This window comes from Scandinavium sp. M-37, from assembly GCF_043558715.1.
In the GTDB taxonomy this organism is placed as follows: Bacteria; Pseudomonadota; Gammaproteobacteria; order Enterobacterales; family Enterobacteriaceae; genus Scandinavium; species Scandinavium vulneris_A.
The window spans coordinates 1-13,349 of sequence record NZ_JBIGIN010000006.1; the positions used below are offsets into that span (position 1 = coordinate 1).

Consider the following 13,349-nt stretch of genomic DNA (forward strand, 5'->3'; position numbering starts at 1 on the left):
CGGTTGAGTGGCTGGTTAGTGTTTTGGCGAATACAAAACTAACCACTTTTACCGCCGTTTTCTATTGATTCACGCTTAACCGCGATGAACCTTATTTAATCCGTACTTTCGTCGCCACCAATAAGGCGGTGAGTAGCATCAGGGTGCCGGAAATCATCAGCGGCGAGAGTAAACCGAAATGGTCCAGCGCCACGCCGCCCACGGCGGCCCCGCAGGTGTTGGCTAACTGGATAACCGCTACCTGAATGGAACCGGCTTTCTCCGCCTGATCGGACAGCGAGCGGGTTATCCACGTCGACCAGCCGACCGGCACCAGCGCAAAAGCAAAGCCCCAGATAACCGCCACCGTGGCGGCCACGAATTTCTCGCTTCCCCACAGAATCAGTACCAACGCGCTAATCGCGAGGATCAGCGGGGCGCAGGCCAGGGCCACTTTCACCGAGCGTTTGAGGATCACAGCGGAAAGCGATGTGCCAACAAAACTCGCGATGCCAAAACTCAACAACACCAGGGTCAGGCCATCAACATCAAAGCCCGCAAGATTCATGAATACCGGGCGAATGTAGGTAAAGAACGCGAACTGACCGGCAAAAGCCATGAAAATCGCCGTCATCCCTGCCAGCACGCCAGGGCGTTTTAACAGCCCAAACATGTTTGCTTTCGGCCCGGTTTCGCCGGGTAATGACGGCAGCACCTTCCAGACCCAGATCACGCACAGCAGACCCATCAACGCCGCGCCGTTAAACACGTTGCGCCAGCCAATAATGCCGCCTAAAAAGCTGCCGAGCGGGGCGGCAATCACCAGCGCGATAGATACCGCGCCAAAAATTACCGACAGCGCTTTCGGCACCATCCGCGCCGGAACCAGCCGCATGGTTAACGAGGCTGACATCGCCCAGAACCCGCCGAGCGCCAGCCCCAGGCAGGCACGCCCGAGTAGCAACAGGCCGAAGCTTGTGGCAAACGAGACCAGCAGGCAGGAGACCGTCAGCAGAACAGAGAACAGGATAACCACGTAACGGCGGTCGGTGCGGCCAATCACGTGAGTGATGAACAGGCTGGCGAACATCGCCACGAAGGCGGTGGTAGTGACCGATTGCCCGGCCACGCCTTCGGTAATGCCAAGCTCCTGCGCCATCGGCGTCAGCAGGCTCACTGGCAGAAATTCAACGGTAATCAGGCAGGCAACGCAAAACGCCACGGCAAAAACCGCCGACCAGTTTGGACGGGTTAGCGTCTCACCGCGGGGGAGTGTTTCAGTACATTCGCTCATGGGACACCTGCGCAATTTCGATGGGAAAGTTGCGCAGTGTAACATTTTGTTTGTGACGTATTTAACGTTTTGACAACTTTAGGGTGGCAAACAATCCCCTCTCCCTGGAGGGAGAGGGTCAGGGTGAGGGGGAAATTACGGCACAGGCGGCGAAATAGGTGCAGCCGGCGTCGGCGCAGGCGTAACCGGTTGCGCCGTATTCACTTCGCCGTTGCGCATCGTCTGGGTGACTTCTTGCTTGCTCATATTCACCGCGTGTAGCTGTCCGTTGACCGTCGGTTTGAGTGGGGCATTGGCCTGCACGTTGCCGCTGGCGCGCAGTTGGAGGTTGCCGTCGCCGCCGAGAGGCAGCCCTGGCCAGCCCCACTGTTGCAAAATATCCAGCGGCACGCCGCGCCCGTTCAGGTTAATGGCGACCTCCCGCTGCGGTTGCTGTGACACCGCGCCGGTGGCTTCGAGAATGCCTTTTTCGGTGAACGCGCTCAGCTCGTTGATATTAACCTGCGCGTCATTAGCCACCAGTTTGAGCGACGGGCGGCGCACGTCCACCCGGTTGAAGGTTGCGGCCGCGGCATTCAGTGCCGCGCTGCCGCGCCATACGCCCCAGCTGCCGTTTTTCGCCAGCTGCAGGTTGTCACCGTAGCCGTCGAGGGAAGTGGTTTGCCATGGGAACGCCGGGTCGATATCGATGATCAGATTGCGGCTGGCGGTGAATTTCGCCAGGGTGACGCTTTGCAGCCAGGCCGGGAGGGGGGCCATCCACAGCTGCTTCCAGTTGGACGGCAGGGTGTATTCCAGCCCTGCGATGGCGGTGTCATTGAGCACCAGCGCGTTACCGTTGCGTAACCAGTTGCCGGAGGTGCGTACCACCCCGCCTTCCCAGCGCGAGGTGAACTGGCGGAGTGCCACACCCTGCGGAGAAAATTCGGCGTTAAAAATAGGGTCCATCAGGTGCATCGAGCCATAGATAAATTCGTCGGCGTTCATCGACAGACGCCCGCCGTCGCTGGTCCAGCCACCGTTGCTCAGGGTCAGATTACGCAGGCTGAGATCCCAATCGGCAATCGCCCAGTCCGGGCCTTGCAGTCGGGCGTCGGTCACTTCCAGGCTGCCAATCGTCAGCGAAGGGACGGTCATCAGCGGGGCGAAGAAATCGGCCAGTGATTTATCGCTCTGCATACGGATATCGGTCAGGCGCAGGCTATCGACCAGCCAGCTGCCGTCGGCATTGCGTTTGGCGTTCCCGGTCAGCGAGCCGCGCGCGATATCGGCCCCCAGCGTGCCGAGCGTCACCACCCCATTGTCGATGCTGCCCTGCACCAGCACATTGGTGGCCGGGATCCCGTTGAGGGTCATCGAGCCTGCGCTCATCTGAATTTGCGTTTGTTTCCCGAGCACGTTGCCGGCTTCTGGCACCCACGGTGATACGCCGCCGGTCACGCGCTGAGCGCTAAGATCCCAGCCGCTTTCCGGGCTGTTCAGCGCCATATTGCGCAGTTGTAGGGTATCGGCTTCAAACGGGAACGGCGCGTTGGACGGCGACAGGTTCAGGGTGCCATCCTGTAGGGTAATGGTATCGGCATGCAGCGGATCGGTGAGCTGACGGCTGCTCAGGCCAATATCGACGCTTTTGGCGACCAGCGTCGCGGGCTTGCCATCGCGGCCAAAGGTGACGTTTCTCAGCAGGACGTGTGACGGAGAGGAAAAACGATGATCCATCGCGTCGAAAGCGATGTGGTATTGGGAGTTACTGGAAATCCAGCCGCTGACCTCACGTGCGCCCCAGCGTGTTTGCAGCAAAAAGTAAAACGCTACCACAACCAGCAGCAGGGCGATAAGCAGCCAGACCAGCAGCTTCCCGATAAATTTCATCGTCTTCCATCCAATGAAGGGCACATAAAGGAGTTATGCACGATTTGTGCGCAATCCTCAAGGAAGGATTCGTGTAATAAGGTTTCACGGCGGCACCGATAGCGCCGCCGTGATGAGGATCAGTTCTTTTCTGGCGGGAAAACCAGGTTCAGAACAATCGCGGTGATGCCGCCGGCGGCGATCCCGGAGGAGAGCAGATTTTTCAGCCAGTCCGGCGCGAATTGCAGGATCAGCGGCTGTTGGGAAACGCCGAGGCCCACCGCCAACGACAGGGCGATAATCAGGATTGCACGGCGATTCAGCGGCTCGCGCGACACAATACGCACCCCGGAGGCCGCGATGGTGCCGAACATCACCAGCGTCGCACCGCCGAGTACCGGCTCAGGAATGTGCTGCACGAAACCACTCACCGCCGGGAACAGGCCCAGCACGATCAGCATCAGCGCCACCACAAAGCCCACGTAGCGGCTCGCTACACCGGTCAGCTGGATTACGCCGTTGTTTTGGCCGAAGCAGGAGTTAGGGAAGGTGTTGAAGATGGCGGACACGCAGGAGTTAAGGCCGTTGGCCAGTACGCCGCCTTTCAGACGTTTCATGTACACCGGGCCGGAGACCGGTTGCTCAGAGACATCGGAGGTGGCGGTAATATCGCCGATGGTTTCCAGGGAGGTGATCATGAACACCAGCATCAACGGCAGCAGCAGGTTCCAGTCGATCCCGAGACCATAATAGAGCGGGGTCGGCACCATGATTACCGGGCTGTTGGTCGGCACGGTTTCCGGCAACATGCCCAACAGCCAGGCCGCTGCATAGCCTGCCGCCATCGCAATGACCAACGACGCTATGCGCAGGTACGGGTTACGCTGACGGTTAAGAACGATGATGATAGCCAGCACGATACCCGCCAAAAGCAGGTTTTTCGGGGCACCAAACGTGTGGTCAGCCATCGCCGCATAGCCGCCGCCGATGGACGTCAGGCCCACCTGAATCAGCGACAGGCCGATAATCATCACCACCACGCCAGAGACCAGTGGAGTAATAATGCGGCGCGCCAGATGCAGCACACGGGAGAGCGCCATTTCGGTGAAGCTTGCGAGCATTAAGGTGCCAAACAGGGCGGCCATCATGGTTGGCACATCTGCGCCGCCGGTTTTCAGCGCGGTACCGCCCATGATAAGCGGAGCCACGAAGTTGAAACTGGTGCCCTGAATCGACAACAGTCCGGAGCCAACCGGGCCCCACGCTTTAATCTGAATTATCGATGCCACACCGGAAGCGAAAAGCGACATGCTGATGATGTGCTGCGTATCTTCGGCGGGTAAGCCGAGCGCCTGGCAAATTAGCAGGGCGGGGGTAATAACCGCCACGAACATCGCCAGCAGGTGCTGGAAGGCAGCGAACAGGGTCTGTGGCAGCGGAGGTCGGTCTTCAAGGCGGTAGATAAGCTCGCTGTTCTGTGTCTGCGCAATCGGTTGCGCATTTTCAGCTTCGATGGTGTTCACTGACATTTTCAGAGGCAATCCCGTGTGGAAAAGGGGGGATTTTAGCGGACTGCCAGGCAAAAGCAAACGGTTGCTTTCAATATATTAAGGACGAATAAGCAAGCAGATTTTTATGCTGTTTTTGCTGCTTTTGTCGCAAATTTCACCGCTTTGATTATTTTTCTCTGTCATTTTTCACTGCGTTTTGCGTAAAATTCGGCTCCTGATGATAAACGATGAGAACTTTTCGCCGCAGGACATCACATCGCGTGATATTGGATTATGCGCTAACAAGGAGCTTTTATGTTTCATCTCGATACCTTATCGACGCTTGTTGCGGCAACACTGGTGTTGCTGTTAGGACGCAAACTGGTCCATACCGTTCCCCTCTTCAAGAAATACACCATCCCTGAACCGGTTGCGGGTGGCCTGCTGGCTGCGCTGGCGCTACTGGTGCTGAAAAAAAGCATGGGCTGGGAAGTCGATTTCGACATGAGTCTGAAAGATCCGCTGATGCTGGCGTTTTTCGCGACCATTGGTCTGAATGCGAATCTCTCGAGCCTGCGCGCGGGCGGTAAAGTGCTTGGCACCTTCCTGATTGTGGTGGTTGGGCTGCTTTTGATGCAGAACGCCATCGGCATCGGGATGGCGAAAATGCTGGGGCTGGATCCGCTGATGGGTCTGCTGGCCGGGTCGATTACGCTGTCCGGCGGTCATGGCACCGGTGCGGCCTGGAGTAAGCTGTTCGTTGAGCGTTATGGCTTTGCCAATGCTACCGAGGTGGCGATGGCCTGCGCGACCTTTGGTCTGGTGCTGGGCGGCCTGATTGGCGGCCCGGTGGCGCGTTATCTGGTGAAACACTCTTCAACGCCGGACGGGAATCCGGACGATCAGGCGGTGCCGACCGCGTTCGAAAAACCGGACGTGGGCCGCATGATAACCTCCCTGGTGATGATTGAAACTATCGCCATGATCGCCATCTGTCTGACGCTCGGTAAAATTGTGGCGCATTGGCTGGTGGGCACCACCTTTGAGCTGCCAACCTTCGTCTGCGTGCTGTTTGTCGGGGTGATCCTCAGCAACGGTCTGGCGCTGCTGGGCTTCTATCGCGTGTTTGAGCGTGCGGTGTCGGTGCTGGGGAACGTGTCGCTGTCGCTGTTCCTGGCGATGGCGCTGATGAGTCTGAAGCTGTGGGAACTGGCATCCCTGGCGCTACCGATGATTGCGATTCTGGCAGTGCAAACCGTGGCGATGGCGCTGTATGCGGTGTTCGTCACCTATCGCATGATGGGTAAAAACTACGACGCGGCGGTGCTGGCGGCGGGCCACTGTGGATTTGGTCTGGGTGCGACGCCGACGGCGATTGCCAATATGCAGGCGATCACCGAACGTTTCGGTCCGTCACACACGGCGTTCCTTGTGGTGCCAATGGTTGGCGCATTCTTTATTGATATCGTGAATGCGTTGGTGATTAAGCTGTATTTATTGTTACCGATGTTCGGTTGATGAATTGCCCGGCGGCGCAGTCCATTCGCTTGCCGGGCATACAAAACCTAACCTGATTTACTCGTGATCTTCCCACGCCATTGCGCGTTTGACCGCTTTCTGCCAGCCGCTGTAGCGATAGTTACGCTCGGTGGTTTCAATCCCCGGACGGAACTCACGTTCGATCACCGCTTTTTCCTTCAGCTCATCCAGATTCTGCCAGAACCCGACTGCCAGACCGGCAAGATAAGCCGCGCCTAGCGCCGTCACTTCACGCACTTCAGGCCGCTCAACGCGAGTGCCTAAAATGTCTGACTGGAACTGCATCAGGAAGTTATTGGCAACCGCACCGCCGTCCACGCGCAGGGCGTGCAGACGAATCCCGGAGTCAGCCTGCATTGCTTCCAACACGTCGCGGGTCTGATAGGCGATAGATTCCAGCGTGGCACGAATAATGTGGTTCGAGTTCACGCCGCGGGTCAGGCCAAAAATTGCGCCTCGGGCATACGGGTCCCAGTACGGTGCGCCCAGACCGGTAAACGCCGGAACCACGTACACGCCGTTGGTATCGTTCACTTTGGTGGCGAAATATTCGGAATCGAACGCGTCGTTAATCAGCTTCATTTCGTCACGCAGCCACTGAATAGACGCCCCCGCCATGAACACTGCGCCTTCCAGCGCATAGTTCACTTCCCCGCTCGGGCCGCAGGCGATAGTGGTCAGCAGGCCGTGCTCGGATTTCACCGCGGTTTCCCCGGTGTTCATCAGCATAAAGCAGCCGGTACCGTAGGTATTTTTCGCCATCCCTTCTTTGACACACAGTTGGCCGAACAGCGCCGCCTGCTGGTCACCGGCAATTCCGGCGATAGGAATACGCGTCCCGCCTTTACCGCCGATGTTGGTCTGACCGTACACTTCGGATGATTTGCGCACGTCCGGCAGCATGGCGCGCGGAATGTCCAGCGCCTCAAGCATTTTGTCGTCCCAGTCCAGCGTATGGATGTTGAACAGCATGGTACGCGAGGCGTTGGTGTAGTCGGTGACGTGTACCCGGCCCTGGGTCATGCGCCAGATAAGCCAGGTGTCGACGGTGCCGAACAGCAGTTCGCCACGCTTGGCACGCTCACGTGAGCCTTCCACGTGGTCGAGGATCCACTTCACTTTAGTCCCGGAGAAATACGGGTCGATAACCAGGCCTGTGGTGCTGCGAATGTAGTCTTCCATTCCATCGCGTTTCAGCTGCTCGCAGATTTCTGCGGTGCGGCGGCACTGCCAGACGATGGCGTTGTAAATTGGTTTGCCGGTTTCTTTATCCCAAACGATGGCGGTTTCACGCTGGTTAGTTATCCCAATCGCCGCTACCTGGTCGGAATTGATGTCGGCCTTCGCCAGTACTTCAATCAGGGTGGAGCTTTGGGAGGCCCAGATTTCCATCGGGTCGTGCTCGACCCAGCCAGGCTTAGGGTAAATTTGGGTGAATTCGCGCTGTGAAACGCTGACGATATTGGCGTCGTGATCCATGACAACGGCGCGGGAGCTGGTTGTACCCTGGTCGAGGGCAACGATGTATTTTTTATCAGTCATAATGCTTAGTCCCGTAGTCAGATTACAGCGAAGCTTTGTGTTGAGTGGTGCTGGCGGTGGTTTCTTTCTCTTCCGCCACACAAACGTCGCACGGCAAATGGCGGCCAATCAGCTTGCGATAGCCGAAAGCGCCCAGCGATGCGCCGACAATGGGTGCGAACAGCGGCACCACGAAATACGGAATATCTTTCCCGCCGGTGAAGGCCATTTCACCCCAGCCCGCAAGCCAGGCAAAGGTTTTGGGTCCCAGGTCACGGGCCGGGTTCATCGCAAAGCCGGTCAACGGCCCCATTGATGCCCCGATCACCGCAATCAGCAGGCCGATTAACAGCGGTGCCATCGGGCCACGCGGCACGCCGTTACCATCATCAGTCAGCGCAAGGATCACGCCCATCAGGATAGCGGTAATGACCATTTCTACCGCGAAGGCCTGCACAAAATTGATATGTGGGTTCGGGTAAGTTGAGAAAATGCCTGCCAGATCCAGACTTTCAACGCTGCCGCGCACCATATTGTGCGTGTGTTCGAAGTCGATGAAAAGATTGTAATAAAGCCCGTAAACTAACGCCGCTGCGCAAAACGCGCCGGCAAACTGAGAAATAATGAAGGGGGCAACTTTACGCCCGTCGAAACAGGCAAACAGCCAGAGTGCGATGGTAACCGCCGGATTGAGATGTGCGCCGGAAACCCCTGCGGTCAGGTAAATGGCCATCGCCACGCCCAAGCCCCAGATAATACTGATTTCCCACTGACCGAAGCTCGCGCCTGCAACTTTTAACGCGGCAACGCATCCCACACCGAAGAAGATCAACAACCCGGTACCAAGGAACTCGGCAATGCACTGGCCTTTTAAGGTTGATGTTTGACTCATGATCGGATCCTGAAGACTGATGAATGATTATGGTGAACGTTTATTGTGAACATGGTGGCCGAAGACGACCATGCTGCCATGTAGGCATAGTGTTAATTTATCGTTAACGAACAAAAACGAGAAATATCGAAATCAAATTCTGTGTGCCCCGTCAATAAAATGAGCGTTATCGCGCGAAAAAGTGCGTGATTTGACCATTCGACCTCCGTGCGTCGAACCATTTTCTTAACGAATGGATTAACAATTTAGGGGGATTTGCGCCGAATGCGTTAGGTATAGACTGAAAAGTGTTGCAAACCACGATCCGTGCGCCCTGGCGCTGGACAGCAGGTGCTGCGCTCCATACAATCGGATGCATAGTAGTGCGCACATTTTCGTTAAGGCGTCGCCGGGGTTCCGGGACGAGATCAACGCCTTGCAAATTCAGGAGAGGTATGACGATGTCATTAGAAGTGTTTGAGAAACTGGAATCTAAAGTACAGCAGGCGATTGATACCATCACCCTGCTGCAGATGGAAATTGAAGAGCTGAAAGAGAAAAACAACGCGCTGTCGCAGGAAGTACAGAACGCACAGCACGGTCGTGAAGATCTTGAGCGCGAAAACAACCAGCTGAAAGAACAGCAGCACGGTTGGCAGGAACGTCTGCAGGCGCTGCTGGGCCGCATGGAAGAAGTGTAATCTTCGTTCCCTTCCCCTTCCCCTTCCCCTTTCAGTGGGGAAGGGAAATTTAACCCATCAGGCCTTTTCCTGACGATACGACGTGCCATACGTGCTGTATCCGTAACCGTAGTCGCTGCTTTTCCTTTTCTTCACACCGTTCAGGATCCACCCCTGGACTGCGATACCGTTCTGTTTAAAACGACGGATGCAGACCTCAACCTCTTTCGCCGTATTCTCTTCAAAACGCGCCACCATCATGATGGTTTCCGCATGACGGCCCACAATCGTTGCATCCGTTACCGCCATCACCGGTGGAGTATCAATGATAATCAGGTCATAGCGGGAAGAGGCAGTGTCGAGCAGTGCCTTGAAGGCGGGGCTCGTCAGCAACTCCGCCGGATTGTTGGGGACATGGCCGCGCGAGAGATAATCCAGCCCGATATCAGGCAGTGAAATCACGCTCTGATCAAAGGTGCTGGTCCCCTGCAGTATTTCTGCCAGCCCGCGGCTTTCCTCCAGACCGAACAATTCGTGCAAATAGCCTTTGCGCATGTCGGCATCAATCAAAAGTACCTTTTTCTGCGTCTGCGCAATGACTGCCGCCAGGTTGCTGCAGATAAACGTTTTGCCCGCGCCAAGGCTGACGCCTGAAATCATCAGCACGTTATTTTTCGCCTCCATCATGGTGAAGTAGAGGCTGGTACGTAGGCCGCGAAGGGTCTCAATAGCCATATCTGCGGGATTTTTGATGGCCAACACCAGGCTGGCCGTGCCTGTTAGGCTTTTGATATTTTTTTTGCGCTGCCACTCGGAGTGGGGAACGCTGGCAAACACGTTGATGCCTCTCTCTTCCAGCTGTTCCTGAGAGCTAATCCCCTGATGAAGAGAGAATTTCAACAGCACAATCGCGACGGAAACCATGGCTCCCAGCATCATGCCAACCACCACAATAATCGCTTTTTGGGGTTTGACGGGTTTTACCAACGTGACCGCATCGTCGATGATTCGCACATTGCCAATGGCGCTGGATTTGGCGACGCTCAGTTCCTGTTGTCGGCTAAGTAACTGGAGATAGACCGCACGCCCCGAATCCACATCCCGGCTCAGGCGGAGCACTTCCTGCTGCGTTGAGGGCATGGCACTGACGCGCTTGTTCATCTTGGCCCTTTCGCTTTGCAGCGTTTGGCGCTTTTCCCTCAAGGCCCGGTAGTTCGGATGCTCTTTTTTATAGCGCTGCGAGATTTCCGCTTCGCGGAACGTCAGTTCATTGAGCTGATTCTCAATGTTAACGATCTGGTCGAGGGCGGATTTGGCTTCCATGTTTAAGTCGACCGAGTCTTTCTGTTTTCGATAGGCGTTGAGCTTATCTTCTGCACGGTCAAGGTCGTGGCGGATCGCTGGCAGCTGCGTATCAAGAAATGCCAGACTTTTGCCGTCCTGCTCCGCCTGCCGGGTTATATTCTGTGCCAGATAGTTCTCGGCGATATTCTGCAGAATCGCGTTAATCAGCTGCGGGTCTTCGCCGGACATGGTCAGGTTAAGCATGCCGGTGTCTTTCCCCTGTTCAGAGACGTTAAAGCTTGCCTGCAACAGGGAAATGGCCTGCAGACGCGACGTTTGGGTCACCGTGAACAGCGTGCCGGGTTCGGCATTGATTTCAGTGACGAGCAGCGACACACCGTTTTTTTCCAGGCGTTCGCCCTTGTGGCCATCAAGCTCAAAACCCTCCCCGGAAAGATGATATTGGTTGCTATTGATGACCCTGAGCGTGGCACTGGCGCTTTCATCGTTTTTGAGTGGGAGAACCAGATGCGTTAACCCTATCTTGCCGGGCTTTTGCCCTCGCAGCCAGGCTACCGTTCGACCGATTAACGGGAGATAGCGCGGCTGGATTGTCGTCTGGAGCGCCAGGGCATCAACGGTGGTGCCAAGGATCATCCGTGAGCGCAGCAGCATAATTTCTGGCGCCGATTGCGGCTGGTTATCCGGCAGCATCTGGCTCAAGTTGTTAAGTAATGCGTTCCCCTGTTTTTGTTCAATCTGAACCAGCGCATTGGCCTGATAAATCGGGGTGGCATTCAGGGCATAACCCATTGCCGCGAGGGTAAATAATACTGTTATCGCTACGATAAGCTTATAGCTATCGAAGAGCACGCCCAGCAGCATCACAAGATTAATCTCTTCGATCTCGCCCTGAGGCCGAGAGGCGTTTTTTATATTTATTAATGACATTACGTCGCTACCTGATTATTAACTGGCGAGTTTGCTGACCCACGCCTGACAAGATTGGTTGATCAATTGAAAGACGTGATTAAAAGCTTCATCGCTTTGGTGCCACGGATCGGGAATTTCCATTTGATTGAGCCAGTAGCCCAGTAGCATGCTTTTACTGCGGGCTTCAGGTGCAATATGGGCGATGTGTTTGAGATGCAGTTTCTCCATCACCAGAATGAGATCGTATTGGGCGCTCAGTGCAGCAGTAAATTGCTGACTTTGATGGCCATCAAGCGATAGTTTGTGTCGATCGGCGACGCGCTTTACATCAGGATCTACGCTTTGGCCAGCCCGAGCGACCATTCCCGCTGAAGCTATGGTTTTATGCGGCAGACGGTGGCGCAACAGCCGCTCGCCGAGGGGAGAGCGGCAGATGTTGGCCGTGCAAATGACGAGAATGGCATTACACATTAGCGAGGCCACGTTTTGATGTAACGGACCGTTTCGGTAAGATCATGCACTCCACTAATGGTCGGAACCAGCTGCGAAACAACGCGGTTCCATCTCACCAGCGGCGCGGTGGTGACATAGACGATATCGTAGGGTTGCAGCTGAAATTCGGTACTGAGCACCATGGCGGATGCATCTTTTGCATCCAGCTGATAAATGGTGGCAATTTTCCCATCGGCCTCTTTCGCTTTCTGGCGAATAATAAATATCCCTGATGCATCCGCCATGCTCTGGTTAATCCCGTTGGCGTTACCTAAAGCTTCCGCAAGCGTCATGCCGCTGCGATCCATTTTCAGCGTGCTCTGTTTGGCGACCTCGCCCATCACAAATACTTTCAGGTCATCGTTCCGCGGTACGAAAAGAATATCGCCCGGATAGAGCAAATGATTTTGGGTAAGATCCCCGCGTTGCATCAGGGCATAAAGCGAAATTTTGGTATCCGCACCGTTATGTGTCAGCACCACGTTCCGCCAATCGGCATCGGCTGTTAAACCGCCGGCGGTATTAATTGCATCCATCACGGTGAGGGGGACATTGGTAATGGCCTGCTGCCCTGATTTTGCCACTTCGCCAGTGATATAGACTTTCTGCGAGCGAAACGATGCCACGCTGACATCCACCTGCGAACTTTCGATAACGCTATTCAATCCTTGCGTGAGGGTGGTGCGGACCTCTTCCAGCGATTTCCCCACGACCCTTACTTTGCCGACGTAAGGATAGAAAATGGTGCCGTCAGATTTGACCCAATTCCCCGTGTCGCTGCCGCTACGATACTGGCCTGCCGGGGTGGTGAGTTCCGGATGATCCCACACGGTGACCATCAGGACATCGCCCACGCCAATACGGTATTCGTACTGGCCGATCAGCGTTTCGAGTTGGGGATTGGGCCGTGAGGAAACGACGGGGGAGCGCAGCCGGTCAATAACCTGCGGCGTTAAAGGCATTACGCTGACCATCTGGTTGATGTCATAGTCATCGTTCGCCCCTGTCACCTGCGCTTTGTGCGAAAGGCTCAGATCTTGTCCGGGAGAGAGTGTGCAGCTGGTAAGTAACGTTAAAAAGGGTACCAACGCAAAGACGTTAAACCATGAGTTTTTCATTTGGCTCTATAAGTAATGAGTAATTTATTCGTTTGTTTTTATAAATATTGCCACGCTAAAATAAATCTTCAGGGCGTAATTAAAACAATTGTATTCGGAGTGATTAACAGTATTGCATACATTTAAATGCATGATACATAAGATAAATATTTCCGCGCCGCAATGGTATCCCTGAACTTAACCTTTACTCAACTTAATAACATTATTAGAAAAGATATATCGGTTAATTTTATGGCGTCAGGGTTGCTTTAATAACAACATCTGGAACCTTCCGGTTATTTAATCTTTATTGGTGGG

General features: G+C 55.2%; 10 protein-coding genes. 2 read left to right on the top strand and 8 right to left on the bottom strand.

The genetic code is table 11. The features are described 5' to 3' along the window. Positions 1-91: 91 nt before the first annotated feature. From nepI to ACG0Z5_RS06375, 3 genes are all read right to left on the bottom strand, one after another. Positions 92-1,273, bottom strand: a complete 1,182-nt coding sequence (nepI, locus tag ACG0Z5_RS06365) for a purine ribonucleoside efflux pump NepI (protein WP_394446159.1) — start codon at positions 1,271-1,273, stop codon at positions 92-94. A 135-nt stretch (positions 1,274-1,408) separates the two neighbouring features. After that, positions 1,409-3,145, bottom strand: coding sequence for an AsmA family protein (locus ACG0Z5_RS06370; protein WP_394446161.1), 1,737 nt, complete (start codon positions 3,143-3,145; stop codon positions 1,409-1,411). A gap of 119 nt (positions 3,146-3,264) precedes the next feature. After that, entirely contained in the window at positions 3,265-4,653 is a 1,389-nt protein-coding gene (locus ACG0Z5_RS06375) for a nucleobase:cation symporter-2 family protein (RefSeq protein WP_394446163.1), read from the bottom strand. Positions 4,654-4,929: 276 nt separating this feature from the next. On the opposite strand from ACG0Z5_RS06375, the gene gltS reads away from it, so the two are divergent. Then, on the top strand, positions 4,930-6,132 hold the full coding sequence (gene gltS, locus ACG0Z5_RS06380; protein WP_394446165.1) for a sodium/glutamate symporter: 1,203 nt from the start codon (positions 4,930-4,932) through the stop codon (positions 6,130-6,132). 57 nt (positions 6,133-6,189) lie between these two features. On the opposite strand, the gene glpK is transcribed toward gltS, so the two are convergent. Then, positions 6,190-7,695 (bottom strand): glycerol kinase GlpK, encoded by a 1,506-nt coding sequence (glpK, locus tag ACG0Z5_RS06385; protein ID WP_394446167.1) that lies wholly within the window; start codon positions 7,693-7,695, stop codon positions 6,190-6,192. Positions 7,696-7,717: 22 nt separating this feature from the next. Further along, positions 7,718-8,566, bottom strand: a complete 849-nt coding sequence (locus ACG0Z5_RS06390; RefSeq protein ID WP_394446169.1) for an MIP/aquaporin family protein — start codon at positions 8,564-8,566, stop codon at positions 7,718-7,720. A gap of 434 nt (positions 8,567-9,000) precedes the next feature. Between ACG0Z5_RS06390 and zapB the strand changes: the two genes are divergently transcribed. Then, complete coding sequence (gene zapB / locus ACG0Z5_RS06395; RefSeq protein WP_319627249.1) at positions 9,001-9,246, top strand: septal ring assembly protein ZapB; 246 nt, start codon at positions 9,001-9,003, stop codon at positions 9,244-9,246. A 57-nt stretch (positions 9,247-9,303) separates the two neighbouring features. Here the strand turns inward: zapB and ACG0Z5_RS06400 are convergent, their stop codons facing one another. The 3 genes from ACG0Z5_RS06400 to ACG0Z5_RS06410 are packed head-to-tail and all read right to left on the bottom strand — an operon-like array spanning position 9,304 to position 13,052. After that, a complete protein-coding gene (locus tag ACG0Z5_RS06400; RefSeq protein ID WP_394446171.1) occupies positions 9,304-11,460 on the bottom strand; it encodes a polysaccharide biosynthesis tyrosine autokinase in 2,157 nt (718 codons plus the stop codon). 18 nt (positions 11,461-11,478) lie between these two features. After that, positions 11,479-11,913, bottom strand: coding sequence for a protein tyrosine phosphatase (locus ACG0Z5_RS06405; protein WP_394446174.1), 435 nt, complete (start codon positions 11,911-11,913; stop codon positions 11,479-11,481). Beyond that, positions 11,913-13,052 carry a polysaccharide export protein gene (locus ACG0Z5_RS06410; RefSeq protein WP_394446175.1) on the bottom strand — a complete coding sequence of 380 codons (1,140 nt, stop codon included), beginning with the start codon at positions 13,050-13,052 and terminating at the stop codon, positions 11,913-11,915. The genes ACG0Z5_RS06405 and ACG0Z5_RS06410 overlap by 1 nt, the downstream gene beginning before the upstream one ends. Positions 13,053-13,349 lie beyond the last annotated feature (297 nt).